A 25,223-nucleotide genomic window follows, 5' to 3' on the forward strand; every position below is an offset into this window, starting at 1 on the left:
TTCGACACGCTCAGAGCGAACGGATAATAAGAATGTGCAAGCGCGCTCACTCTGCCGCCTCCGCAAAATCTTCGCCCTGGATCAGTTGTGCAGAGCAGCGCTGCATGGTCGGGCTAGCCCGGCAGATCGCGTTGGTAAGGTAGAAGTCCTTGATCGGCGACGTGAATTCGCCTGCTGCGTCGACGGGAAGTGACGGCGGCGCCCAATCGTAAGAGGCGAGACCCTCGACGCCCAGCGCCGGAACTGCCTTCGCCATCTCGGCGCGTAGTTCCTCGAAGCTGTCGAACGGCAGGCGCCGACCCAGAACGTCGGACAGCGCACGCAGGATCGACCAGTCTTCACGCGCGTCGCCGGGTGCGAACACTGCCTTCTCGCTGCGTTGAACGCGGCCCTCCAGATTGACGTAAGTGCCCTGTTTTTCGGCATAGGTCGCACCGGGCAGGATCACATCGGCATGATGCGCGCCATTGTCCCCGTGATGGCCGATGAACACCTTGAAGCTGTCGCCGAACAGATCGTAACTCACCTCGTCGGCCGCAAGCGCGAACAGCAGCTTTGGCTTGGCAGCTGCGACCGCCTTGATCCCGCCCGTCGTTGCGTAGCCGAGCATCAGCCCGCCCATGCGTGCCGCGGCGAAGTGCAGCAGGTTATAACCGTTCCAGCCTTCCCTCACCAGATTGAGCGACTGGGCCAGCGCCAGCGTCGCACCATGCGCGCCGTCCTTGGTCAGAGAGCCGCCGCCGACGATAACCGCAGGACGCACAGCCTTGCCAAACGCCTCAGTTACGGCGTCGGGCAACTTGCCCAGCAGCGCGGCGTCATTACCCAGCCATTCGACTTTGTAGGTAAGATCCACTTCCGGCCCGATGGCGAAGACCTTCGCGCCCTTCTTGATGGCCTTGCGGATACGCGTGTTTATCAACGGCGCTTCCCAGCGCAGGTTGCTGTTGATCAGCAGGATGACGTCCGCAGTCTCGATCCCAGCAATGCCGCTGTTGAAATTGACGGCAGCCAAATTCGACACGTCATAGGCAAGCCCGGTCTGGCGCCCTTCCAGCATCGTTCCGCCCAGCTTCTGGACCAGCAGTTTCGCGGCGAACATCGTCTCGCAATCGAGCATATCACCCGCGACTGCGGCGACGGAGCCATTTGCGGAAGCGGCGACATCTGCAATTGCCTGAAATGCCTCGGCCCAGGTTGCTTCGACCAGCCTGCCGTTCCTGCGGACGTAGGGCTTATCGAGGCGGCGACGGACGAGGCCATCGACATGGTGCCGCGTCTTGTCGGAAATCCATTCCTCATTCACGTCGTCATTGATCCTCGGCAGCGCGCGCAGCACCTGGCGGCCGCGGCTGTCGAGACGAATGTTCGACCCCAGCGCATCCATGACATCGATGGAAAAGTTCTTCTTCAATTCCCACGGGCGCGCCTCGAAAGCATAGGGCTTCGACGTCAGCGCGCCGACGGGGCAGAGATCGACGACATTGCCTGACAGCTCGCTCTTGGCGGCATGTTCCAGATATGTCGTGATCTGCATATTCTCGCCGCGATACAGCGCGCCGATTTCCGGAACGCCCGCGACTTCCTCGGCGAAGCGGACGCAGCGCGTACACTGGATACAGCGTGTCATCACCGTCTTGACGATCGGACCCATGTATTTCTCGGTGACCGCACGCTTATGCTCATGATAGCGCGACTTGCCCCGTCCATAAGCGACCGACTGGTCCTGCAGGTCGCACTCGCCACCCTGATCACAGATCGGGCAATCGAGGGGATGGTTGATCAGGAGGAACTCCATCACCCCTTCCCGCGCCTTCTTGACCATCAGGCTGTCGGTGCGGATTTCCTGCCCGTCGGCGGCGGGCAGAGCGCAACTCGCCTGTGGCTTTGGCGGCCCCGGCTTAACTTCGACCAGGCACATGCGGCAATTGCCGGCGATCGACAGGCGCTCATGGTAGCAGAAGCGCGGTATTTCCTTGCCTGCCATCTCGCATGCCTGAAGCACGGTGGCTCCGGCGGGTACTTCGATTTCCTGGCCGTCTACTGTGAGTTTAGGCATGTTACTCCGCGGCCTCCATCACTGGGGCAGGCCCTTGATTTTCATGGATGCGGCGTTCGATTTCGGGGCGGAAGTGCCGGATCAGGCCCTGGATCGGCCACGCGGCCGCGTCGCCGAGCGCGCAGATGGTGTGGCCCTCGACCTGCTTGGTCAGGTCCTGCAGCATGTCGATCTCCGAAATGTCCGCCTCGCCCGTGCGCAGGCGTTCCATCACGCGCCACATCCAGCCGGTGCCTTCGCGGCAAGGCGTGCACTGTCCGCAGCTTTCGTGCTTGTAGAAGTAGCTGAGGCGACTGATCGCGCGAACGATGTCAGTGGACTTGTCCATCACGATCACCGCCGCCGTGCCGAGACCGGAGCCAACAGCCTTGAGCCCGTCGAAGTCCATCGGCGCGTCCATGATCTGCGCCGCCGGGACCAGGGGAACCGAGGAGCCGCCCGGAATGACCGCCAGCAGATTATCCCAACCGCCACGAATACCGCCGCAGTGGGTGTCGATCAGTTCCTTGAACGTCAGGCCCATCACGTCTTCCACAACGCAAGGCTTGTTCACATGGCCGCTGATCTGGAACAGCTTCGTGCCCTTGTTGCCCTCGCGGCCGAAGCTCGCGAACCACGCCGCGCCACGCCGCAGGATCGTGGGCGCAACCGCGATGCTCTCGACGTTGTTGACGGTGGTCGGGCAGCCATAAAGGCCAGCGCCTGCTGGGAAAGGCGGCTTCAGGCGCGGCTGGCCCTTTTTGCCTTCCAGGCTCTCGATCATCGCGGTTTCTTCACCGCAGATGTAGGCGCCCGCGCCGCGATGAACGAACACGTCGAAATCATAGCCGGATCCGGAGGCATTCTTGCCCACGAGGCCCTTGTCATAAGCCTGCGCAACGGCGGCTTCGAGGATCTTGGCCTCGTAGATATATTCGCCGCGAATATAAATGTACGCCGCCCGCGCACGCATCGCATAACCTGCGATCAGCGCGCCTTCGACTAGCTTGTGCGGATCGTGGCGGATGATCTCGCGGTCCTTGCAGGAACCAGGTTCGGACTCATCGGCATTGATCACGAGGAAGCTCGGACGACCGTCCTTGCTCTCCTTGGGCATGAACGACCATTTCATCCCGGTCGGGAAGCCAGCGCCGCCGCGACCGCGCAGGCCTGACGCCTTGATCTCGTCGATGATCGCGTCCTGGCCTCGCGCCATCAGGCCCTTAGTGTCGTCCCAGTCGCCGCGCTTCAACGCGCCGTCCAGGCCCCAATCCTGAAAGCCATACAGGTTGGTGAAGATGCGATCCTTGTCAGCGAGCATCACCACTCTCCCCGATAGTCATGATTGGCGGAGACCATTTCCTTCAACGTCGTCGGGCCACCTTCCGGGCAGCTCGTCTGGCGGTCGATCTGCGGGCCGATATGCGGCTTTTCGCCTGCGGTCAGCGCATCGAGGATCGCCGTGGTCTTGTCGTAATCGAGGTCTTCGAAATTATCGTCATTGATCTGCACCATCGGCGCATTGGCGCAGGCGCCCAGGCACTCGACTTCGGTCAGCGTAAACAGGCCGTCGGGCGTGGTGTGCCCCTTGATCAACCCCTTGTTCTTGCAGGCCGCGAGAACATCGTCGGACCCGCGCAACATGCAGGGCGTCGTTCCGCACACCTGCACATGATAGCGACCGACCGGCGCGAGATTGTACATCGTGTAGAAGGTCACGACCTCATAGGCGCGCATGTACGGCATATCGAGCTGCGCGGCGACATATTCGATCACCGGCACAGGCAGCCAACCCTGCGTTTGCGTCTCTGCCCCCACCTGACGCTGGGCAAGGTCGAGCAGTGCCATCACCGCGGATTGCTGGCGTCCTGCGGGATACCGCGCGATGAATGTCTTCGCCTTGATCGCATTGGCAGGCGTCCACTCGAAGTCGCCCCAGCGGGCGCGAACTTCGGTTTCGTCGGGGATCTGAGGTGCGTCAGCCATTTTGCGAACCGGTAATGTTGGACATGTTCAGATAGCCTGCCTTCACCGGTCACACTCCCCGAACACAATGTCCATCGCGCCGAGAACGGCGGTCACGTCGGCGAGCATGTGGCCCTTCATCATGAAGTCCATGGCCTGAAGGTGCGAGAAGGCGGTGGGGCGGATCTTGCAGCGATAGGGTTTATTGGTCCCGTCGCTGACCAGATAAACGCCGAATTCGCCCTTCGGGCTTTCGGTCGCGACATACACTTCCCCGGCAGGCACATGGAAGCCTTCGGTGTAGAGCTTGAAGTGGTGGATCAGCGCTTCCATGGAACGCTTCATTTCCTCGCGGCGCGGCGGCGCGACCTTACGGTCGTCGGTCAGCACCGGGCCTTCGGGCATCTGCTGCAGGCACTGCTTCATGATGCGCGCGGATTGGCGGACTTCCTCGACACGGACCATGAAGCGGTCGTAGCAGTCGCCATTGGTGCCGACGGGCACGTCGAAGTCCATGCGGTCATAAACGTCATAGGGCTGCGACTTGCGAATGTCCCAAGGAATACCCGAGCCGCGGATCATAGGGCCCGAGAAGCCCCATTTCACGGCGTCTTCCTTGTTCACTATCGCGATATCGACATTGCGCTGCTTGAAGATGCGGTTGTCCGCCACCAGGCTGATCGCGTCCTCGAACAGCTTGGGCAGGCGCGTGTCAAGCCAGTCGCCGATGTCCGTAAGCAACTTCAGCGGCACGTCCTGACGGACGCCGCCGGGACGGAAGTAGTTAGCGTGCATGCGCGCGCCGGACGCCCGCTCATAGAAGTTCATGCAGTCTTCGCGCAATTCGAACAGCCACAGGTTCGGCGTCATCGCGCCAACGTCCATGACGTGCGAACCCAGGTTCAGCATGTGGTTCTTGATACGCGTCAGCTCCGCGAAGAACACACGCAGATATTGCGCACGCAGCGGCACTTCCAGGTTCAACAGCTTCTCGATCGCCAGCACATAGCTGTGCTCCATGCACATCGGCGAGCAGTAATCGAGCCGGTCGAAATAAGGGATTGACTGGATATAGGTCTTATACTCGATGAACTTTTCGGTGCCGCGATGCAGCAGGCCCACATGCGGATCGACGCGCTCGACGATCTCGCCATCTAGTTCCAGGACGAGGCGCAGCACGCCATGCGCGGCTGGATGCTGGGGACCGAAGTTGATCGTGTAGTTTTGTATTTCGGTATCGCCGGGGCCCTCGACATTGGGGTCTTCGGCGATTTCCTTCAGCAGGTCGTAATGATCGGCCATCAGGCTTCACCCTCGGGAGTCTTAGGCTTGCGCGTACGCTTGGGCTTGGCGACGCCTTCGCCGGTCGCGCTGTCGGTGGCCTTGGTCCGGTTCTTCTTGGGCGCGACGACCTTCTCCACCCCCGGCGGCATAGCGCCAGCGGGTGGCGACGGCTCATGCCCTACCTTATCGGCAGGCGCACCAGCTCCGGTATCGCTAGGCTTGTCGGTAGTCTTCGGCGTTCCAGCCGCTGGACTGCCTTCAGGCTTTGCGGGAGGCGCCGCTGCGGCGGGAGCGGCCGCGGGCGTCGGCGCGCCAGGAGCCTGCGCGACCTTCTCGTCGCCGGGCAGCACATATTGTGCGCCTTCCCATGGCGACATGAAGTCGAAGCTGCGGAAATCCTGCGCCAGCTTCACTGGCTCATAAACGACCCGTTTTTCCTCTTCGGAATAGCGCATCTCGACGTGGCCGGTGAGCGGGAAGTCCTTGCGGAAAGGATGCCCCTTGAAACCATAGTCGGTCAGGATGCGGCGCAGGTCATTGTTGCCAGCGAAGATGACGCCGTACATGTCGAACACTTCACGCTCAAGCCACCCGGCCACCGGCCAGAGCGATGTCACCGAAGGCACAGGCGTATCTTCGTCAGCGGAAACCTTGACGCGGATGCGGTGATTACGCGTCAGGCTAAGCAGATGATAGACCACCTCGAAGCGCTCAGGCCGATCGGGATAATCGACGCCCGCTATTTCCATAAGCTGCTGATACTGCGCACGATCGCGCAGCGCCGTCATCGCCTCCAGCAACCGGTCGCGATCGACGGTGAAGCTCAGCTCATCAGCGGCGTCCACGGTATCGAGCAGCATCGAACCGAGCACGCCAGCGACTTCGTCAGCGATTCCGGGGATCGACGCGATCTTGGGGGCGGAATGCACCATCTTGATCACCGTTCGATCGTCCCGATGCGGCGGATCTTCCGCTGCAACTGCAACACGCCGTAGAGCAGAGCCTCGGCGGTCGGGGGGCAACCGGGAACATAGATGTCCACCGGCACGATCCGGTCGCAGCCGCGCACGACGCTGTAGCTGTAATGATAATAGCCGCCGCCATTGGCGCAGGAGCCCATGGAAATGACATATTTGGGCTCGGACATCTGATCGTACACACGACGCAGCGCCGGGGCCATCTTGTTGCACAACGTACCCGCGACGATCATCACGTCACTCTGGCGCGGAGATGCGCGCGGCGCAGCGCCGAAACGCTCCATATCGTAACGCGGCATATTGACGTGGATCATCTCCACGGCGCAGCAGGCCAGACCGAACGTCATCCACCAGAGCGAACCGGTGCGCGCCCAGGTGAACAGATCCTCCGTCGAAGTGACAAGGAAGCCCTTGTCGTTCACTTCGCTGTTGAGGTCGTTAAAGAAATCGGCGTCCGGCGCAGTGCCGTGCGGCGGGACGACCGGGCTGAGTTCTACTCCCAATCGAGTGCTCCCTTCTTCCACGCATAGACAAGACCAAGAACGAGTTCGAGGATGAAAACCATCATCGTCGCCCAGCCCGCCCAGCCGATCTGATCTAGGCTGACGGCCCACGGAAACAAGAAGGCCGCCTCTAAATCGAATATAATGAAGAGGATAGCCACCAGATAGAAGCGGACATCGAATTGGCTCCGCGGCTCTTCGAAGGCGGGGAATCCGCACTCATACTCGCTGAGCTTAGCCGTGTCGGGCTGATGCGTTCCGGTCAGCCGCGCAACTGCCATGGGCAGGAACACGAACGCGCTGGAAAGGACCAGTGCGACGCCGAGGAACATCAAAATCGGCAGATATTGAGCGAGGTCGACCAACGGAATCCCCTTGGCGGAAATGGGCTTGATGGGTGGGCTTTAGGACTGCTGCACCCGCGAAGCAAGTGCGCGGGGGTGTGAGAATGATTCTCAATTGTGGGGTAGAGACACGTGCATAACCACGTGCGAAGATCTATATCGATCCTCTGTCCATTACCGCAAAGCGCTCGCCAAAAGCTTATGCAACTTGCTGTGGATTACATCATTTCCCGCCAGCACTTCACGCCGTTCGAGGACCTGATCGCCACCCCGGAAATCGGTCACGAAACCGCCCGCTTCCCGTACCATCAACATGCCCGCGGCCATATCCCAGCTTTGCAGGCCGCTTTCCCAGTACCCATCGTAACGACCCGAAGCGACATGGGCGAGGTCCAGCGTGGCGGAGCCGAAGCGGCGAACACCGGCGACCGATGGCGCCACGGCCCCGAATATCCGTGTCCATTGCGCCATGTCGCCATGTCCGAAGAAGGGAATGCCCGTGGCAATCAGCGACTCACCCAAGTCGCGGCGTGCCGAAACACGCAGACGGCGGTCATGGAGCCATGCACCCCGGTTCTTCTCCGCCCAATAACTCTCGTCGGTGATCGGCTGGTAGATCAGCCCTGTCGTGATCTCGCGCTTACCGTTCGGCATTGGCTCCTCCACCGCAATCGCAATGGCAAAGTGCGGGATGCCGTGCAGGAAGTTGGTGGTGCCATCCAGCGGATCGATGATCCAGCGGGGCTTGGTCGGATCGCCGGGCGTCTCGCCGCCCTCTTCCGCAAGTATGCCCCAGTCCGGGCGCGCCTTGCGCAGTTCCTCAACGACCGTCTGCTCGGCGCGCTTGTCGGCCATGGAGACGAAATCCGCAGGGCCTTTCTTGGAGACCTGCAGATGCTCGACCTCGCCAAAGTCGCGGCGGAGACGCGGCGCGGCCTTGCGGGCGGCGCGCTCCATGACAGTGAGGAGGCCTGAATGGGATGCCATAGTATGTTCCTTTGCCTCTCCCGTGCAGGAAGAGGGCAGAGTGTTTTACGCTTCTGCGCGCTTCACATATTCGCGGGCGTATACGTCCACGACGATGCGCGTGCCGCTGACGATGTGCGGCGGGACCATGACGCGGACGCCATTGTCCAGGATCGCGGGCTTGTAGGAAGCAGAAGCCGTCTGCCCCTTCACCACGGCGTCGGCCTCTACCACGGTCGCTTCGATCGTGTCGGGCAGCTGCACCGAGATCGGGCGCTCCTCGTACATTTCCAGGGTCACTTCCATGCCGTCCTGCAGGAAGTCGGCAGCGTCGCCCAACAGTTCGGCGGGCAGATTGATCTGTTCGTAGGTTTCCTGATCCATGAAGACGAGCATGTCGCCCTCAGCATAGAGATACTGGAAGTCCTTGGTATCCAGCCGGATACGCTCGACGCTCTCGGCGGAGCGGAAACGGACGTTGTTCTTGCGCCCGTCGATCAGGTTCTTGAGTTCCACCTGCATATAGGCGCCGCCCTTGCCCGGCTGCGTATGCTGGATCTTCACGGCGCGCCACAGGCCGCCTTCATATTCGATATTATTGCCAGGACGAATGTCCACGCCGCTGATCTTCATGCGCGTCTGCCTATTTCAGAAATTGGAAAGAGCCGGTGGCGGGCCTTACAGCGGCATGCGCAGAAGGGCAAGGCCCCGCTCTAGTTCTGGAAATGCGCCTTCACGCCCGTTCCCACCATCTGCGCAAGGCGCACCGCATCCCAATTTGTAAGGCGGATGCAGCCATGGCTTTCGCTGCGACCGATCAACTCGGGGTTGGGAGTGCCGTGAATGCCGTAATGGGGCTTCGACAAGTCGATCCAGACGACGCCGACATCGCTGTTCGGCCCAGCAGGCAACGTCACGCTGTCCTCATTGTCGCTGACGTCCCAGAACAGACGCGGATTATAGTGGAATTGCGGATTGCGGCTGACGCCCTTGATCGTCCAGTCGCCAAGCGGCAACGGATCATGCTCACTGCCCATGGTGGCGGGGAACTGGGCAATCAGCTTGCCATCCTCGGCATAAGCCCGCAGCACCGATTCCGACTTGTCCACCACGATCCGATCCGCCTTTGGCTGGCGAGCAGAAACGCCAAGCTGCATGAGCGTCTCCTGCCACTGCTTGTTATCCGGCGCATCGGTCAGGTCGACTTCGCCAACATTGGGCACACGCAGGATATCATCGCGCCGCCCGTTCGCCGGGTTCAACGCAACCAGCATAGCAGGCGTGGTGTGGAAGCGTTCCGCCAGCATCTCAGCGATGTCACGATAGGCAAGGCTTGGCAGCTTGGCCTTGTCCTTTGCCTCCCTGGGCATGTTCGGCAAGAATGCCGCCTTGGCGAAGCCTTCGGGGATGCGGATCAGGCGGGTTGCCGGGCGGTCCTTCCATTGGGCCAGAGCAGCGGTCGTCTTCTCGTCCAGCTTGCCGGTGTCGGGGAGATCCCTCGAAATCTGGAAGCCCCGGAGCGCCAATTCAAAATCGCGCCCCGCTTTGCCGTCGAGAAGTTTTGGAGAGAAACCGAGGCTGTCGAGAACCGCCTGCGTCTGGAGAACCGGGTTGTTAGGCGCCGCTTGGTCCGGTCCTGCATCGGCAAAACCGTAGGCCGTCGCCATCACCGCCTGCGGGTTCAGCGGCTTCCGATCGGTCGCGGATATCGCGGAAGTCGTATTCGCTGTTCCATCGCCATCGGATATGTTGCACCCCGCCAACGCCACCACTGTCGTCAGCCAAATCCGATTTCGCATGATATCCCTTCCAGCAACTCTACGCACACACAACGCACGAGCAGGGCGGAGAGTTCAGCGCGATGCCGCGAGTATCTCCACGAACGCCTTCACGCCCGCAGCAGCACCTTCAGGATGCTGCCAAACTGCGCTGGAAACAGCGATGAAGTCCGCGCCTGCTTCGATCAACGGCCGGGCGTTTTCGGGCGTGATACCGCCGATGGCAACGCAGGGCAGTTCGAAGACGGTGGTCCACCATCCCAGTAACGCGGGATCAGCGATGTGCTGAACCTCTTTGGTCGTGGTGGGATAGAAAGCCCCGAAGGCCACGTAATCCGCCCCGGCCTCGCCCGCTTCCATGGCGAGATGGCGGCTGTCGTGGCAGGTGACGCCGATCTGCACCTTTGGCCCGAGTTGCGCGCGGGCATCGCGCGGATCGCCATCACCCTGCCCAAGATGCACGCCATCTGCCCCCAGTCGTTTGGCGAGGCCGATGCTGTCGTTGATGATGAAGGCGACTTCCCGATCGGCGCAGATGCGCTGGAGCGGCTCCGCAAGCGCTGCGATGGCGTGGTCGTCGATGCCCTTCAGTCGAAGCTGGAAGGCGGCGACCTTGCCTGCATCCAGTGCGCCTGAAAGCGTATCGGCAAAGCTCTCGTCGATAGATGGCGGAGAGATGAGGTAAAGCTGGCACGGCGGACGAAAGCCCGGCTCCCCGAACTGGGCAGCAAATTCGGGTGACAGCTTCAGGTCGTCGTCAGTAAAATCAGTCATGGCAAGCCCCTACCCTAACTGTCATCCCCGCGAAAGCAGGGATGACAGGGATACGAGGTAGATCAGGCCTTGACGGTAGAAGCCGTGTAGATCTCGTCAATCGCGCCACCGAGCGAGCCGTTAAAATCCTCATCGCTCATCTGGAAGCGCAGGTCTTCGAGCAGCGCGCGGCTGAAGCTGGCGATCATGCCGCGGTTCTTGGCGAGTTCCGCGCAAGCCTCGGGACGTGCATAGCCGCCCGACAAAGCGACAACGCGCAACACGCGCGGATGATCGACGAGGGGATCGAACAGCCCGGGCTTGGATGGGATGGAGAGCTTCAACATCACCTTTTCATCGCCCGGCATAATGTCGAGCGCCTTCAACAGTTCCTCGAGAAGGATCTGCTCGGCTTCTGCGCGTTCCGGGCTCTTGATGTTCAGTTCGGGTTCCAGCATCGGCATCAGGCCGGCGGCAAGTACCTGCTGACCGACCTCGAACTGCTGCTTGACGATGGCGGCGATGCCCTCGCGGTTCGCAAGGTTGATGACCGAGCGTTCCTTGGTGCCGTACACGCCAAGCGCCTTGGAGCGGCTCAGCAGCGCGTCGAGTTCGGGCATTGGCTTCATCATCTGGACGCCGTTCACTTCGTCCTCAAGACCCTTGTCGATCTTGATGAAAGGGACGACGCCGCGCTCTCTCAGCGCCTGCGGAACGGGCTTGCCGTCGACCTTGCCATCCATCGTGCGCTCGAAAAGGATCGCGCCGAGGACCTTTTTGCCATTAAAGCAGGGCGAGGTTATGATGCGGCTGCGCATGTCATGGATGAGGCCGTACATTTCATCGTCGTTATTCCACGCGCCTTCTTCGACGCCATAGCCCTTCAGTGCCTTGGGCGTCGACCCGCCGCTCTGGTCGAGCGCGGCGATAAAGCCTTTGCCGTCTGCGATTTTGGCCGTCATCTCTTGATCGAGCATCTGCACATACTCCTGTTTGTTTGATAAGGGTGCGCTGAGCGCGCGAGGAATTGAAACGCCATGCCGCAGTGCAGCATGAATCTCAAGCTGTCATCAAGGCTTTCACGCCGGGCAGTTCCTTGCCTTCCATCCATTCGAGGAAAGCGCCGCCGGCGGTCGAGACGAACGTGAAGTCTGCGGCTGCACCGGCATGGTTCAGCGCGGCAACTGTATCACCGCCCCCAGCTACCGACACCAGCGATCCTTCCTTGGTCAGAGCCGCGGCGGTCTGCGCAAGAGCGACCGTTGCCTTGTCGAACGGCGCGATCTCGAACGCGCCAAGCGGGCCGTTCCACACCAACGTCTTGCAAGTCTTGAGCACGTCGCCCAGCGCCTCAACGGCGGAGGGACCAACATCGAGGATCATTTCATCGGCCGCGACTTCGTGGACGTTGCAGGTGCGGACAGACGGCGGGTTCGCGGCGAATTCCTTTGCGACCACCACGTCATAGGGCAAGTGGATGGTGCATCCTGCCCGCTCGGCCGCATCGAGAATGCCTTCGGCCGTAGCGGCAAGGTCATGCTCGCACAGCGACTTGCCGACATTGACGCCCCGCGCCGCGAGGAAGGTATTGGCCATGCCGCCGCCGATGATAAGGTGATCGACCTTGGTGACGAGATGCGTCAGCACGTCGAGCTTGGACGAAACCTTCGCGCCGCCAACGACTGCCGCGACCGGCTTTTCCGGTTCTCCCAACGCCTTTTGCAACGCGTCGAGTTCAACTTCCATCGCGCGTCCGGCAAAGGCTGGCAGTTTATGCGCGAGCCCCTCGGTGGAGACGTGAGCGCGGTGCGCGGCGGAGAAAGCGTCATTGACATAATAGTCGCCGAGCGCCGCCATCGCTTCGATCAGCGCCGGATCGTTCTTCTCTTCGCCTGCATGGAAGCGGGTGTTCTCGAGGATGGCAATGTCGCCGCCGCGCATCACGGCGATGCCGTCCACTGCCGCCTGCCCCTGGCAATCGGGAATGAACTGCACGTCGCGGCCCAGCACGTGCGTGAGCGCCCGCGTCACGAGGCTCAGCGACATGTCGGGCGACTTCTGCCCCTTGGGGCGACCGAAGTGCGCGAGGATCAGGACCTTCGCGCCGCGATCCGCCAGTTCCAGCACCGTCGGCATGGCAGAGCGAAGCCGGGTATCATCGGTAATTGCACCGTCCTGCATCGGAACGTTGAGATCTTCGCGGACCAGTACGGCCTTGCCCGTGAGGTCACCCATATCGTCGAGCGTCTTGAACGGCTTAGCCAATGTATTCCCCTGTGATTAGCAAAACGCCCGCCGATCTGCTGACCGGCGGGCGAAGTTGATCTTAAAGCAGGCCAGCGACAATGCCGCTGGTGTCGACCATGCGGTTCGAAAAGCCCCATTCATTGTCGTACCAGCTCAGCACGCGAACGAGCTTGCCATCGATCACTGCCGTTTCCAGACTGTCTACGGTGGAGCTTGCGGGATCGCCATTGAAGTCGATTGAGACCAGCGGCTCGTCGGTATAGGCGAGTACGCCCTTCAGAGGGCCGGATTCCGAAGCGGCCTTCAGCAGGCTGTTCACTTCCTCGATGCTCGTGTCGCGCTTAGGCGTGAAGGTCAGATCGACGACCGAGACGTTGGGAGTAGGCACGCGGATCGATGAACCGTCGAGCTTACCCTTCAGTTCGGGCATCACTTCGCCCACCGCGCGGGCAGCGCCGGTGGTGGTTGGGATCATCGACATGGCGGCAGCACGGGCGCGGCGCGGATCGCTGTGGATCTGGTCTAGGATCTTCTGATCGTTGGTGTAGCTGTGGATTGTCGTCATCAACCCGCGCTCGATGCCGATGCTGTCGTTCAGCACCTTGGCGAGCGGCGCAAGACAATTGGTGGTGCAGCTTGCGTTGGAAATGACGATGTCGTCGGCAGTCAGCGTCTCATGGTTGACGCCGAACACGATGGTCTTGTCGACATTCTTTGCGGGCGCCGAGATGACGACGCGCTTTGCGCCTGCGTCCAGATGCTTCGACGCGCTGGCCTTGTCGGCGAAGAAGCCGGTGCATTCCAGTGCGATGACGACGCCCTGCGCCGCGTGCGGCAGGTTCGCCGGGTCGCGCTCTGCCGTGACGGCGATACGCTTGCCGTTGACGATCATGTCGTTGCCGTCAACTTCGACGGTGCCGGAGAACGGGCCGTGGACGCTGTCGCGCTTGAAGAGCAGCGCATTGGCCTTGGCGTCGCCCAGATCGTTGATGCTGACCAGTTCAAGCTCGTGGTCCGTGCGTTCCAGAATGGCGCGGGCGACCAGACGACCGATGCGTCCAAAACCGTTGATTGCTACTTTGACAGCCATCTGCACTAGCTCCTGTTATTAGGTGTCGAGGGCCGCAACGATTTGCGGCGTGATCTTTGCGGCGGTCAGGCCGAAATGGTCGTAAAGGGCTTCGATCGGAGCCGACGCGCCGAACGTGTCGATGCCGAAGCGCAGCCCACCGATCCCGGTGTAACGTTCCCAGCCGAAAGTGACGCCAGCCTCGATCGACACGCGCAGCACACCTTCGGGCAGGATTTCCTCGCGATAGGATTCGGGCTGCGCGTCGAAGCGCGACCAGTTGGGCATCGAAACGACGTCTGCGCCAAAGCCCGCTGCTTCAAGTGCGTCGGCGACCTGCACCGCGATCTCGACTTCCGAACCCGTCGCCATCAGCACGACGCGACGATCAGCCTTGGAGGCGCGCAGGCGGTAAGCCCCCTTGGCCGACAGGTTCTCGCTCTTTTCGGTACGCAATTGTGGCAGGTTCTGACGCGTCAGCGCCAGCAGTGATGGACCGTCCGCATCCTGCAGCGAGAGTTCCCAGCACTCCGCGGTCTCCACGATGTCGCAGGGGCGATACACGTCGAGGTTGGGGATCATGCGCAAGCTCATGACATGCTCGACTGGCTGGTGAGTCGGGCCGTCTTCGCCAAGACCGATGCTGTCATGAGTCATGACGTAGATCACGCGGGCGCGCTGCAAGGCGGACATGCGGATGGCCGAGCGGCAATAATCGGAGAAGACGAGGAACGTTCCGCCATAGGGAACGACCCCGCCGTGCAGCGCCATGCCGTTCATCGCGGCCGACATGCCGAATTCGCGGATGCCATAATAGACGTAGCGGCCGGAATAATCGTCTTTCGTCAGCGGCGTGGTCGACTTGGTCTTGGTGTTGTTCGATCCGGTAAGATCGGCCGAGCCACCCAGCGTCTCCGGCAGTAGAACGTTGATTGCGCCGAGGGCCAGCTCGCTCGCGCGGCGCGTCGCCACCTTTTGCGGATTTGCGATCAGGCTGTCGATATAGGCTTCCAGGCTGAAACCTTCCGGAAGATCGCCTGCCGTCCGGCGCTGGAATTCGGCTGCATCCGTATGGGCTCCGAGCCGGCCTTCCCATGCGGCGCGAAGGTCCGCGCCCCTCGTACCCGCCTTGCGCCAATCGGCGGCAACATCTTCGGGGATGACGAACGGCTCATGGCTCCAGCCAAGGAAGGCCCGCGACGCGGTTACTTCATCCGCCCCGAGCGGCGAACCATGGACGCCCGAGGTGCCGCCCTTGTTCGGCGAACCATAACCGATCTTGGTGGCGCAGGCGACGAGCGAGGGGTGCGGATCGGCCACTGCCTCCGCGATCGCGCGGCGCACATCGGCGGGATCATGGCCGTCGCATGACACGACATGCCAGCCGGTAGCCGCGTAGCGCGCCGGAATATCCTCGCTGCTCGACATGCTGACGGCGCCGTCGATCGTGATCTTGTTGTCGTCCCACAGCACGATCAGGCGGCCAAGACCCAGATGTCCCGCCAGACCAATGGCTTCGTGATTGATGCCTTCCATCAGGCACCCGTCGCCGGCAATCACCCAGGTGCGGTGATCGACCAGATCGTCCCCGAAGGTCGCGTTCAGATGACGCTCGGCAATGGCCATGCCGACGGCGGTCGCAAGCCCCTGCCCCAGCGGCCCGGTCGTCGTCTCGACGCCGGCCAGCTCGAAATTCTCCGGGTGCCCCGCACACGGGCTATGGAACTGGCGGAAATTGCGGATATCTTCGATGGTTGGTCGCGCATAGCCTGTCAGATGTAGCAGGCTATAGATCAGCATCGAGCCATGGCCGGCCGACAATACGAAGCGGTCACGGTCGGCCCAGTGCGGCGCGGCCGGATCGAACTTCAAATATTCCCGGAACAGCACAGTCGCAACGTCCGCCATGCCCATCGGCATGCCTGGATGCCCGCTATTGGCGGCCTGCACCGCATCCATGGACAATGCCCTAATGGCGTTTGCGAGCATCGTTTCAGAGACGGTCATTAGTGCTTGTGGTCTTCCTGTTCGAAGGTCGCGCAAGGGTTGCGGTGAAGGACGCGACGAAGGCGATTCGTAAGTTCGCCCCCATTTGTCGTCAGAAGCCGCGGGCGTCAACCGCAGCAACCATTTGTTGCGGGGTCCTATACTGGCCGAGCATCAACCCTAGGTACTACGCACGCAGACATCAGCGCTTTTGTTTCGGTCAAACTTCCTGCTATGCATGGGCAATGCCGAGTGATCGCATGATGGAGGCCATCGGCCGCATGGAACGGGCCATGTCCCGTATCGAGCAAGCTGCCGAGGAATGCCTTCGCGCGCCGACTTCTCCGACAATCGACAGAGCGGAGGCCGAGGCGGCATTGCAATCGCTGGATGCGTTGATCGCCGACCTGAAGGGAACCGCGCATGGCTGAAGTGACGGTCACGGTTGGCGGCCGGCAATATGCGCTTAATTGCCGCGACGGCGAAGAATCGCATCTCGCCCTGCTCGCTGGCATCGTCGATGCCAAGACCCACACAGCGCGACAAGTCACTCCGGGCCTTACCGAAGTGCGCCAGCTCCTGTTTGCTGCTTTGTTTCTTGCGGACGAGATCAACGACCTGAAACGCGAGGCGGCGGGGCGACAGGTGCGCCTTCCACTGCAGGACACGGACGATGCTGCGGCAAAGTCCATAGAGGCGCTCGCGGAAAGACTTGAAAGCCTTGCGGAAAGGCTTGCCCCCGCCCCTGCGGCACCCTAGATATACAGGCGGCGGGCACTGCCTGGTACGAGCTTTAGCGAACATCCCTGAGGCGATAATCACATCCAAGGGGGCTGTCCCTGACCGGGCTCCGGCCCGACTTACATGGTCCCCACCTGACGTTGAGGCGTCAGAGGATATTCCAGCAAACGGCCGAGGCGGTCCCGCCACCCCCATGAGCCTGTTCAGGCCCTACGATTCACAGGACGCATCGATTGGTCGAGAAGCAGCAGTTGCGCGAGGAAGCCCGGAGCAGGCGGCGCGCATTCGTGGCGGGGCTCGACCCTCTCGCGCATCGGCTGGCGTTCAAGGTGCTGCCTTCGCCATTGGCGCAAATGATCGGCGCGCGCGATACGGTGGCGCTCTACACGGCGATGGACGACGAGGCTCCGGCGCAGCGGCTCGGCCATGCCCTGATCGCGCATGGGAAGACGGTAGCGCTGGCCTGCGCACTGGATCGGCTGGGGAGCATGGAGTTTCGCCGCTGGAACCCGGACGATCCACTAGTACCCGGCCCGTTCGGCACCAGCCATCCGCCTGTCGGCAGTGAAGTGCTGAACCCTGATGTCATCGTTGCGCCCTTGCTTGCCTTCGACGCCCGAATGGGGCGCCTGGGGCAAGGTGGTGGATATTACGACCGGGCGTTTGCGCGTCACCCCGATGCGCTGCGTATCGGCCTTGCATGGTCGGTGCAGGAGATCGAGATCGTGCCAACAGATCCCTGGGACCTGCCGCTGGACGCGGTGCTCACCGAAACCAGCCTGATTGAAGGAGTGCTCGCATGACCGGCTATCCGACACCGCCGCAGCCAAGCTGGCGCAAGCCCGTCGGTATGTTGCTGATCGTGCTTATCATCACGGTCTGGGCGATTATCGTGGGCAGTTGCTCGCGCTTCATCGGGCAATGGCCGATGCCGGTGCAAATCGTGGTATATCTGATCGCCGGGATCGTCTGGATCTTGCCCCTGAAGCCGTTGCTTGCGTGGATGGAAGTCGGCCGCTTCCGCTGGCGGGAATAACGCCTGGCGGAATGTTCTAGAGCGGTGGGTCTCACTTGAACGCGGTGCCATTTTCCTAGATTTTCCAAGGAAAATGGCGCGAGTGACGGGACTTGAACCCGCGACCTCCGGCGTGACAGGCCGGCGCTCTAACCAACTGAGCTACACCCGCGTTCGGTGTGGAGGTGGCCAACTAGAAGAGCCCGCCTGACCTGTCAACCGTCCTGCACGCCCTCTTTCACATTATCGCTATTTTCGGAACGCGGGTTGGCGGTCAGCGTCCCTGCCTCGAACAGGAAGCCTGCAATATCGGGCTTCCCGGCGGCCGCTGCGACAGTCTGGATGATGATCAGCAACGGCACAGCCAGCAGCGCACCGGGCGTACCCCATACCCAGCTCCAGAAACTCAGGGACACGAGAATCAGCAGCGGGTTCATGGTCAGGCGACGGCCCAGCACCAACGGCGTGATCACGTTCGCTTCGACGAGATGGAAGCCGATCTGGATGGCTGCGGGCAGCAGCGCATACCACACGTCATTGAACACCATGAGGCCCCCAAGCCCCAACAGCACCGCGGCTACTATCGGTCCGAAATAGGGGATGAAGTTGAGCAACGCGACTATGCCGCCCCACATCAGCGGCGATGGCATGCCCACCAGCCAGACCGCCAGCGCAATGGCGAGGCCGAGGCTCAAGTTGATCGTCGCAATTGTCAGTACATAGGCGGAGGTCGAATCGACCACGTTCTGAATGACGCGCGCAACGGCGAGCGCGCCGGTATAGCTTTCGCGGCTACTGATCGTCCGCTTGCGCAGCTTCGTCCATCCGGCGAGGAAGAAATAAATGGCCAGCAACGCGAAGAACATCTGGATCAGCGCTGACGGGGCTGACGTTGCGGCGAATTGCAGCAAGGACCGTGGCGTTTCGACAGCCACGGTTTGTGCCGCCTTCACCGGGCCGCTCGCCAGCATTTCCACGGTCCTGTCGACAAACCGCTGAAGTTGCGAGTAAAAGTCGATCAGCGGCGCGAGGTTCGCCTGTATTTGCTCGATGCGGTCGGGCAGGAGCTGGAACCAGTCGGTAGCCGGAACGACAATGAGAACAAGCGCGGTGTTTGCGACAATCAGGAAGGCGCTCACCGCAATCAGGGCCGCGAGCGAGGACGGGACGCGGCGGCGTTCCATCCACTCAAGGAACGGCACCAGCGCGATCGCGATCACGATGGCAGCCGTCAGCGGCAGGAAGAATTCAGCCCCTGCCCGCAAGGCGAACGGTATCGCCAGCACCAGCCCCACGCCCGCGATCAACGCCAGTGACGCCAACAGACGGTCCCGCCGCCGATCGACTTCGGCTCTGTCGTTCGGCTCAGAGGACACACGCACTCCCACAACAAGAATTTCATACCCTATGCACGAGAGAGGGCCGGCATGAAATGGGGGGTAACGACTCGTTAACTGTAATTTGGGAAGCCTGTGACCAAGTAGAAACAGCTATGCCATGATGGAACCCGATGCGCCGTCCAATCGCCTGCCTTTCCTTTGTCGCTCAGGCGGTCGCCGCTGGGTCCGCCAATGCCGGTACGCCAGCCGTAAAGCTGGTGGCGCAGACGTTCGTGGAGCGCGTCAGCACCGACGTAAACGGCCGCCAGCGCCGGATCCTTGTTCAGCCGCAGGAACTCGGCCGCGGCGACCGGCTCGTGTTCCTCGTTCGCTACCGCAATGAAGGTTCAGCGCCCGTCAGGGGCTTCGCCGTCACCAATCCGGTGCCGACAGCCTTGCAGATCGATACGACGCAGCCTCAGATGCAGGTCTCGGTCGATCACGGCCGTAGCTGGGGCCGCATCGAAGCCCTCTCTGTCGCAACGCCGCTTGGCGGTACGCGCCGGGCTACGCCTGCCGATGTTACACACGTCCGCTGGAATGTGCCGCGGCCGGTCCGCCCCGGGCAGGAAGGCCGCATCAGTTATCGGGCCACCGTCAGGTAACTTGCCGATGGCAGCCGAACGTCATTGATCGAACAGCAATACCGGCGTTTCCAGCAGCTTCCGAACTGCCTGCACATAGCTGGCCGCGTCCCATCCATCCACGACCCGATGATCGCAACTGATCGACAGGTTCATCAACTTCGCCGCCGCGATTTGGCCGTCCCGGATCACCGGCCGCTCGATGACGCGGTTCGGCCCGATGATCGCAACCTCCGGACGATTGATGACCGGCGTGGTGGATATCCCGCCTAAAGGTCCGAGCGACGTGACGGTCAACGTCGAGCCGGACAGTTCCTCAGACTTGGCCTTGCCGCTTCTTGCAGCTTCGGACAGGCGGCGGATTTCGCTGGCCAGTTGCCAGACATTCCGGTCCTGCGCATCGCGGATCACCGGCACCATCAGCCCCGCATCCGTCTGCGTCGCCATGCCAAGATGCACAGAGCCATGCCGCGTGACCACGCCAGCCTCATCATCATAGCGCGCGTTGATCATCGGAAAGTCGGGAATGGCCTTGCACACCGCAACGATGATCAGGGGAAGCAGGGTGAGCTTCGGCCTGTCTCCCCGATTGTCGTTCAGGGCGGCGCGCATGTCCTCCAGCGCCGTCACGTCGATTTCCTCGACATAGGTGAAATGCGGGATGTGACGCTTCGATGCCGCCATGTTCTCGGCAATGCGGCGGCGCATTCCGATGACCTTGATCGGCTCGTCGGGACGCTTGCGGGAGGCACCCGCGGGGCGATACCCCTCCCCCTGCCCGTAGAGCAGGAACGCATCCAGATCGCTGTGCCGGATGCGGTCGGCAGTGGTCCGCACCTGACTGAGATCCACGCCCAGTTCCTTTGCCCGCGCTCGAACGGCCGGGGACGCGAGCACAGCTTCCGTCCTGGGTGCCGGTGCAGCCTGCGCGGGTGGCGGCGCAGGCGGAGGAGCCGGAAAATCGTCAACTACGAGAACGCTCGGCTCCGGTTCCAAGGGTGCGACTTCCTCGACGCCCGGATTCTCGGCCTCGACCACATCCGGCTTCGTGGACTCCACTTCGCCTTCGGTTTCAATCACGACCAGCATCGCCCCAATCGATATCTGATCCCCCGCCTCGCCCGCCAATTCGACCACCGTGCCAGCGACCGGCGATTCCAGTTCGACCGTCGCCTTGTCCGTCATCATGTCGGCAAGGCCCTGGTCTTCCTCGACCGTATCGCCGACTTTCACGTGCCAGGCAACGATCTCGGCTTCCGCGATGCCCTCACCAATGTCGGGCAGTTTGAATGTAAAGCGTGCCATGCCGATCAGTCCTTCAGGATCTTGGTTATTGCGTCGCGGATGCGGATCGGCCCAGGGAAATAGGCCCACTCCAGACTATGCGGGTACGGCGTGTCGAACCCCGTAACGCGCTCGATTGGCGCTTCCAGATGATAGAAGCACCGCTCCTGCACCAGCGCGGAAAGCTCCGCGCCAAAGCCGCTGGTGCGCGTCGCTTCATGGACGATCAGGCAGCGGCCGGTCTTCCTGACCGATGCTTCGATGGCCTCGATGTCGAGCGGAACGAGCGTCCGCAGATCGATGATCTCCGCATCGACGCCCATTTCGTCGACGGTGCTGGCGACGACATGCACCATCGTGCCGTAGCAGAGGATAGTGAGCGCCTCGCCTGCTCTGGCTGTCCGGGCTTTGCCGAGCGGGATCTTGTAATAGCCTTCGGGCACTTGCGCATCGGGGTGCCCGCCCCAGTTTTGCGATGGACTATCGTAATGGCCGTTGAAGGGGCCGTTGTAGATGCGCTTCGGTTCGAAGAAGATCGTCGGATCATTGTCTTCGATGGCGGCGATGAGCAGACCTTTGGCGTCATAAGGCGTAGCGGGAATGACGGTCTTGATGCCGGAGACGTGCGTGAAGATGCCTTCGGGCGACTGGCTGTGCGTCTGCCCACCGAAGATGCCGCCGCCAAAGGGCGAACGGACCGTTATCGGCGCGATGAACTCGCCTGCAGAGCGATAACGGAGGCGGGCTGCCTCCGACACCAACTGATCGAGCGCGGGATAGATATAGTCGGCGAACTGGATTTCCGGCACAGGACGGAGGCCATAGGCACCCATGCCGACGGCTACGCCAATGATGCCGCATTCCGTGATCGGCGTGTCGAACACCCGGTTCTTGCCGTGCTTCTTCTGGAGGCCCGCCGTCGCGCGGAACACGCCACCGAAATAGCCGACATCCTCGCCCATCACGACGACATCGGGATCACGCTCCATCATGACGTCGAGAGCGCTGTTGATCGCCTGGATCATATTCATCTGGGCAGTGCCCGTTTCGGCTATCGCGTCGCTCATACCCCGGCCGCCTTCTTCTCACTCAGCGCCATGTCGAGTTGTTCCTTCAGATGCCAGGGCATTTCCTCGAACACATCCTCGAACATTGTCTCGAACGGCTGATGCATGCCGTGGCCCAATATGCCGTTCTGCTCGGCCTCACGCGCTGCGGCTTTGACGATGTTGGCGAGTTCCAGATCCATGGCGGCGTGGCGCTCATCGTCCCAGATGCCAAGGCCGATAACATGCGCCTTCAGCCGGGCGATGGGATCGCCCAGCGGCCAGGCGCTGCCTTCGTCGGCGGAGCGATACTGACCCGGATCGTCGGAGGTGCTGTGCCCCTCTGCTCGGTACGTAAAATGTTCGATCAACGTCGGCCCGGCATTGTTGCGCGCCCGGTCCGCCGCCCAGCGCGTCGCGGCATAGACCGCCAGAGCATCATTGCCATCCACGCGCAGGCTGGCGATGCCATAGCCGACGCCCCTCGCCGCGAAGGTCGTGTTCTCGCCACCGGCAAAGCCTGAAAAGCTGCTGATCGCCCATTGGTTGTTGACGATGTTGAGGATGACCGGCGCACGATAGACGCTGGCGAAGGTGCAGGCGGAATGGAAGTCGCCCTCCGCCGTCGATCCCTCGCCGCACCATGTCGCGGCAATCCGCGTGTCACCCCGCGCCGCACTCGCCATCGCCCAACCCACTGCCTGTGGCCACTGGGTCGTCAGGTTGCCGGAAATGGAGAAGAACCCCGCCTCCCGCACCGAATACATGATGGGAAGCTGCCGCCCCTTCATGCGATCTTCGCAATTGGAGTAAATCTGGTTCATCATGTCGACCAGCGACCAGTCGCGTGCGATCAGCAGGCCCTGCTGACGATAGCTCGGGAAGCACATATCGTCGCTTGCAAGCGCCAGTGCCGCTGCCACCGCCACCGCCTCTTCGCCCGTACACTTCATGTAGAAGCTCGTCTTGCCTTGGCGCTGCGCCCTGAACATGCGTTCGTCGAAGGCGCGCGTGAGCGCCATGGCACGCAACATCTTGAGCAGCGTGTCGGCATCGAGCTTGGGGTCCCAAGGGCCGACTGCAGCACCTGCATCATCCAGCACGCGCACCAGCCCATAAGCCATTTCGCGCATTGACCCGGGAGGAGTGCTCTCGTCGGGACGCCCCGTCGCACCTGCCTCCGGGACCACTATGTCGCTGAAGTCGGCAACATCTCCGGGGCGGAAGCGGGGCTCCGGCACATGCAGCGTCAGCGGCGGCAGGTTCCGCTCTTTGAGCGGTGCACCTGTGGATTGGCCTTCACTATGATCGGTCATCACTGCTCCAATCATCAATCTGGTTGGCGTAACATTGTGTCTCTTGTGCAGTACAATATTACGTCAGTAGAAAAAGGCAAGTGATCCTGACCTAAAATTTTCTCTACACGGCGACGGGCGCTAAAATCGCTCCCAGTGGAGCATAATCCACCACTTCAAAGTCAGAAATCGCATAATCGAATATGGTCGCTGGACGAGAGTTTATCCGGAGCTTTGGCGCACCGGCCGGCGTCCGCGACAACTGAGCCTCCACCAGATCGGCATGGTTCAGATACAAATGAACGTCCCCACCGTTCCATACCACGTCGCCAGGCTCCAGATCGCATTGCTGCGCCAGCATCCGGGTCAGCATCGACAATCCGAAAATGTTGAACGCGAATCCCAATCCCAGATCGCAACTGCGCTGGAACAGAAGCCCCGAGAGCTTCCCGTTCGACACGTGGAACTGATAGGTCATATGGCAGGGCGGAAGCGCCATATCGGGCACTTCGGCGACGTTCCAGCCAGTGAAGAGTAGGCGACGGGATGACGGCGTCTTCCGAATGGAGTCGACCAGTTCCGCGATCTGGTTATGCCCCCGCTCCAGCCGCCGATAGTTTCCATTGCCAAGTGGCTCGTAGGCGGGCCAGTTCGTCCACTGCGCGCCATAGACTGGTCCAAGATCTCCCCATTGTGCGGCAAATGCATCGTCAGTGATGATCCGCGCCTCAAACGCTTCACGGTCGATCTGCTCGCCTGTGGTTCTCCGATAATTGTCGAGCGGCCAGTCGGTCCAAATGTGGACGCCCTGCTCAACCAGCGCCCGGATGTTCGTGTCGCCGGTCAGGAACCACAGCATCTCCCGGGCGGCGACTTTCCAGTAGACGCGCTTGGTGGTGAGCAGCGGCACGGCATCGTCAGCAAGGCTGAACCGCATCGTGGCGCCGAAAATGGATCGCGTGCCGACTCCGGTGCGATCCACGCGCTCGTCACCGTTAGTCCAGATGTGGCGCATCAGATCGAGATATTGCTGTTCGTAATGCGGCATCGGACCAGTGCGGCTTTCGATTCTAGAGGACGCTTTCCTGACGTTTAGACCACAGGCAGGCGTGCTCCAACCATGACGTCGGTGGAATCTAGTGAGCATTTCGGATTATGTTCTCCGAACATCCCTCCAAAACGAACGGGGTTGCTGTGGCACGAGGTTGATGCCGTCGGCACCGTTGGGCCATGTGGGATGCGGGCGCGGCATATGTTGATGATACTCTGCCGGGCAGCACGGAAGCAGCGAGCGTTCTTCTACTCGACAAAGAAGGGCAAATAATCCGCCGAATGGCCTTCGATGGACTGTTGGATCAAGTCACGCTCCCACTGCGCCAGATCGTGAGGGAAGCGCTCAAGCTTGACTGCCATGGGCTGATCCTCATTCACAATCATCCATCCGGTGACGTGCGGCCGAGTGGGGCGGACATTCAGGTCACTCGAAGATTATGCCAGGTTTTCCGTGCCTTGGGGATCAGGCTGCTCGATCACATTATCGTGGCGCCGCATGAGCGTTTCAGCTTTCGCGATCAGGGGATGCTTTGATCACGACGCTGCCCGATCATCGGCAAAAATCTCGCAACGCGACGCTTGCCACGGGAGCAACCCCAAACTATAGACCGCCCCCTGCCTCGTCGGGACTGCTTCTGGTGGTCCTGCATCGGTCGGGGAATAGCTCAGCCTGGTAGAGCACTGTCTTCGGGAGGCAGGGGCCGGAGGTTCGAATCCTCTTTCCCCGACCAACTTCTTTGCATGACTCTCACAAACTTCGCGCCTTCGTTCCGGGCCAGCTTCGTTTCGCTGGCCCGGCACAGTTCGGATGATTGTAACGCAAGAATGACGGCGGCCCATTAACAGGGTGCGGAAATAGGGTCGTTCGGGGATCGATCTGAGGACTTCGACAGTTTGACGTCGGTCATTTGAAGCG

26 protein-coding genes and 2 tRNA genes are annotated in these 25,223 nt (G+C 61.5%); 7 read left to right on the forward strand and 21 right to left on the reverse strand.

Translation table 11 applies throughout. The annotated features are described in order from the left end of the window. Positions 1-46 precede the first annotated feature (46 nt). The 15 genes from nuoG to tkt form a co-directional block, all read right to left on the reverse strand. Entirely contained in the window at positions 47-2,059 is a 2,013-nt protein-coding gene (gene nuoG, locus QHC67_RS04220) for an NADH-quinone oxidoreductase subunit NuoG (protein ID WP_319291392.1), read from the reverse strand. Between the two features lies 1 nt (position 2,060). After that, the gene (gene nuoF / locus QHC67_RS04225; RefSeq protein WP_319291395.1) at positions 2,061-3,359 is read right to left on the reverse strand and encodes an NADH-quinone oxidoreductase subunit NuoF; all 1,299 of its coding nucleotides are present in this window, start codon (positions 3,357-3,359) and stop codon (positions 2,061-2,063) included. After that, complete coding sequence (locus QHC67_RS04230) at positions 3,359-4,024, reverse strand: NAD(P)H-dependent oxidoreductase subunit E (RefSeq protein ID WP_319291398.1); 666 nt, start codon at positions 4,022-4,024, stop codon at positions 3,359-3,361. Before QHC67_RS04230 ends, nuoF begins: the two co-directional genes overlap by 1 nt. 42 nt (positions 4,025-4,066) lie before the next feature. Beyond that, on the reverse strand, positions 4,067-5,305 hold the full coding sequence (locus tag QHC67_RS04235; RefSeq protein ID WP_319291402.1) for an NADH-quinone oxidoreductase subunit D: 1,239 nt from the start codon (positions 5,303-5,305) through the stop codon (positions 4,067-4,069). Further along, on the reverse strand, positions 5,305-6,219 hold the full coding sequence (locus QHC67_RS04240; protein WP_319291406.1) for an NADH-quinone oxidoreductase subunit C: 915 nt from the start codon (positions 6,217-6,219) through the stop codon (positions 5,305-5,307). The genes QHC67_RS04235 and QHC67_RS04240 overlap by 1 nt, the downstream gene beginning before the upstream one ends. Positions 6,220-6,224: 5 nt before the next feature. Continuing rightward, the gene (locus tag QHC67_RS04245; RefSeq protein ID WP_319291409.1) at positions 6,225-6,767 is read right to left on the reverse strand and encodes an NADH-quinone oxidoreductase subunit B family protein; all 543 of its coding nucleotides are present in this window, start codon (positions 6,765-6,767) and stop codon (positions 6,225-6,227) included. Next, on the reverse strand, positions 6,758-7,132 hold the full coding sequence (ndhC, locus tag QHC67_RS04250; RefSeq protein WP_319291411.1) for an NADH-quinone oxidoreductase subunit A: 375 nt from the start codon (positions 7,130-7,132) through the stop codon (positions 6,758-6,760). The genes QHC67_RS04245 and ndhC overlap by 10 nt, the downstream gene beginning before the upstream one ends. Positions 7,133-7,285: 153 nt before the next feature. Then, positions 7,286-8,098 (reverse strand): inositol monophosphatase family protein, encoded by an 813-nt coding sequence (locus QHC67_RS04255; RefSeq protein ID WP_319291414.1) that lies wholly within the window; start codon positions 8,096-8,098, stop codon positions 7,286-7,288. A 45-nt stretch (positions 8,099-8,143) separates the two neighbouring features. Continuing rightward, positions 8,144-8,710: an elongation factor P gene (gene efp / locus QHC67_RS04260; RefSeq protein ID WP_104953376.1), complete on the reverse strand. Its 567-nt coding sequence runs from the start codon at positions 8,708-8,710 to the stop codon at positions 8,144-8,146. A gap of 80 nt (positions 8,711-8,790) precedes the next feature. Then, the gene (locus QHC67_RS04265; protein WP_319291418.1) at positions 8,791-9,876 is read right to left on the reverse strand and encodes a L,D-transpeptidase family protein; all 1,086 of its coding nucleotides are present in this window, start codon (positions 9,874-9,876) and stop codon (positions 8,791-8,793) included. A 54-nt stretch (positions 9,877-9,930) separates the two neighbouring features. Further along, on the reverse strand, positions 9,931-10,629 hold the full coding sequence (gene thiE, locus QHC67_RS04270) for a thiamine phosphate synthase (RefSeq protein WP_319291421.1): 699 nt from the start codon (positions 10,627-10,629) through the stop codon (positions 9,931-9,933). A gap of 62 nt (positions 10,630-10,691) precedes the next feature. After that, positions 10,692-11,585, reverse strand: a complete 894-nt coding sequence (locus QHC67_RS04275) for a fructose bisphosphate aldolase (RefSeq protein WP_319291424.1) — start codon at positions 11,583-11,585, stop codon at positions 10,692-10,694. 82 nt (positions 11,586-11,667) lie between these two features. Next, entirely contained in the window at positions 11,668-12,873 is a 1,206-nt protein-coding gene (locus QHC67_RS04280; protein ID WP_319291426.1) for a phosphoglycerate kinase, read from the reverse strand. A 61-nt stretch (positions 12,874-12,934) separates the two neighbouring features. Further along, entirely contained in the window at positions 12,935-13,945 is a 1,011-nt protein-coding gene (gene gap / locus QHC67_RS04285) for a type I glyceraldehyde-3-phosphate dehydrogenase (RefSeq protein WP_319291429.1), read from the reverse strand. 18 nt (positions 13,946-13,963) lie between these two features. Further along, complete coding sequence (tkt, locus tag QHC67_RS04290; protein WP_319291432.1) at positions 13,964-15,931, reverse strand: transketolase; 1,968 nt, start codon at positions 15,929-15,931, stop codon at positions 13,964-13,966. A 224-nt stretch (positions 15,932-16,155) separates the two neighbouring features. Between tkt and QHC67_RS04295 the strand changes: the two genes are divergently transcribed. The 4 genes from QHC67_RS04295 (at position 16,156) to QHC67_RS04310 (ending at position 17,687) form a co-directional block, all read left to right on the forward strand. Then, the gene (locus QHC67_RS04295) at positions 16,156-16,341 is read left to right on the forward strand and encodes a hypothetical protein (protein ID WP_319291435.1); all 186 of its coding nucleotides are present in this window, start codon (positions 16,156-16,158) and stop codon (positions 16,339-16,341) included. Then, on the forward strand, positions 16,334-16,669 hold the full coding sequence (locus tag QHC67_RS04300) for a cell division protein ZapA (RefSeq protein WP_319291438.1): 336 nt from the start codon (positions 16,334-16,336) through the stop codon (positions 16,667-16,669). The genes QHC67_RS04295 and QHC67_RS04300 overlap by 8 nt, the downstream gene beginning before the upstream one ends. 215 nt (positions 16,670-16,884) lie before the next feature. Beyond that, positions 16,885-17,454: a 5-formyltetrahydrofolate cyclo-ligase gene (locus QHC67_RS04305; protein ID WP_319291439.1), complete on the forward strand. Its 570-nt coding sequence runs from the start codon at positions 16,885-16,887 to the stop codon at positions 17,452-17,454. Next, the gene (locus QHC67_RS04310; RefSeq protein WP_319291442.1) at positions 17,451-17,687 is read left to right on the forward strand and encodes a DUF2842 domain-containing protein; all 237 of its coding nucleotides are present in this window, start codon (positions 17,451-17,453) and stop codon (positions 17,685-17,687) included. Before QHC67_RS04305 ends, QHC67_RS04310 begins: the two co-directional genes overlap by 4 nt. Before the next feature lie 74 nt (positions 17,688-17,761). Here the strand turns inward: QHC67_RS04310 and QHC67_RS04315 are convergent. Next, positions 17,762-17,838: transfer RNA gene (locus tag QHC67_RS04315), tRNA-Asp, on the reverse strand. 43 nt (positions 17,839-17,881) lie between these two features. Next, positions 17,882-19,042, reverse strand: coding sequence for an AI-2E family transporter (locus QHC67_RS04320; protein WP_319291445.1), 1,161 nt, complete (start codon positions 19,040-19,042; stop codon positions 17,882-17,884). 134 nt (positions 19,043-19,176) lie between these two features. Here QHC67_RS04320 and QHC67_RS04325 point away from each other — a divergent pair, with 134 nt between their 5' ends. Beyond that, positions 19,177-19,650, forward strand: coding sequence for a hypothetical protein (locus QHC67_RS04325; RefSeq protein WP_319291447.1), 474 nt, complete (start codon positions 19,177-19,179; stop codon positions 19,648-19,650). A 21-nt stretch (positions 19,651-19,671) separates the two neighbouring features. On the opposite strand, the gene QHC67_RS04330 is transcribed toward QHC67_RS04325, so the two are convergent. The 4 genes from QHC67_RS04330 to thyA form a co-directional block, all read right to left on the reverse strand. Next, a complete protein-coding gene (locus QHC67_RS04330; RefSeq protein WP_319291450.1) occupies positions 19,672-20,934 on the reverse strand; it encodes a dihydrolipoamide acetyltransferase family protein in 1,263 nt (420 codons plus the stop codon). Positions 20,935-20,939: 5 nt separating this feature from the next. Next, positions 20,940-21,944, reverse strand: coding sequence for an alpha-ketoacid dehydrogenase subunit beta (locus QHC67_RS04335; protein ID WP_319291490.1), 1,005 nt, complete (start codon positions 21,942-21,944; stop codon positions 20,940-20,942). 32 nt (positions 21,945-21,976) lie between these two features. Then, a complete protein-coding gene (locus QHC67_RS04340; RefSeq protein ID WP_319291453.1) occupies positions 21,977-23,275 on the reverse strand; it encodes a 3-methyl-2-oxobutanoate dehydrogenase (2-methylpropanoyl-transferring) subunit alpha in 1,299 nt (432 codons plus the stop codon). Between the two features lie 103 nt (positions 23,276-23,378). Continuing rightward, the gene (gene thyA / locus QHC67_RS04345) at positions 23,379-24,302 is read right to left on the reverse strand and encodes a thymidylate synthase (RefSeq protein ID WP_319291456.1); all 924 of its coding nucleotides are present in this window, start codon (positions 24,300-24,302) and stop codon (positions 23,379-23,381) included. Between the two features lie 182 nt (positions 24,303-24,484). Here thyA and QHC67_RS04350 point away from each other — a divergent pair, with 182 nt between their 5' ends. Both QHC67_RS04350 and QHC67_RS04355 read left to right on the forward strand, forming a co-directional pair. After that, positions 24,485-24,841, forward strand: a complete 357-nt coding sequence (locus tag QHC67_RS04350) for a JAB domain-containing protein (RefSeq protein WP_319291459.1) — start codon at positions 24,485-24,487, stop codon at positions 24,839-24,841. A gap of 120 nt (positions 24,842-24,961) precedes the next feature. Further along, positions 24,962-25,038 (forward strand) — tRNA-Pro (locus QHC67_RS04355). Positions 25,039-25,223: the final 185 nt, after the last annotated feature.

Origin of the sequence: Sphingobium sp. (assembly GCF_033795625.1) — a bacterium.
Classification (GTDB): domain Bacteria; phylum Pseudomonadota; class Alphaproteobacteria; order Sphingomonadales; family Sphingomonadaceae; genus Sphingobium.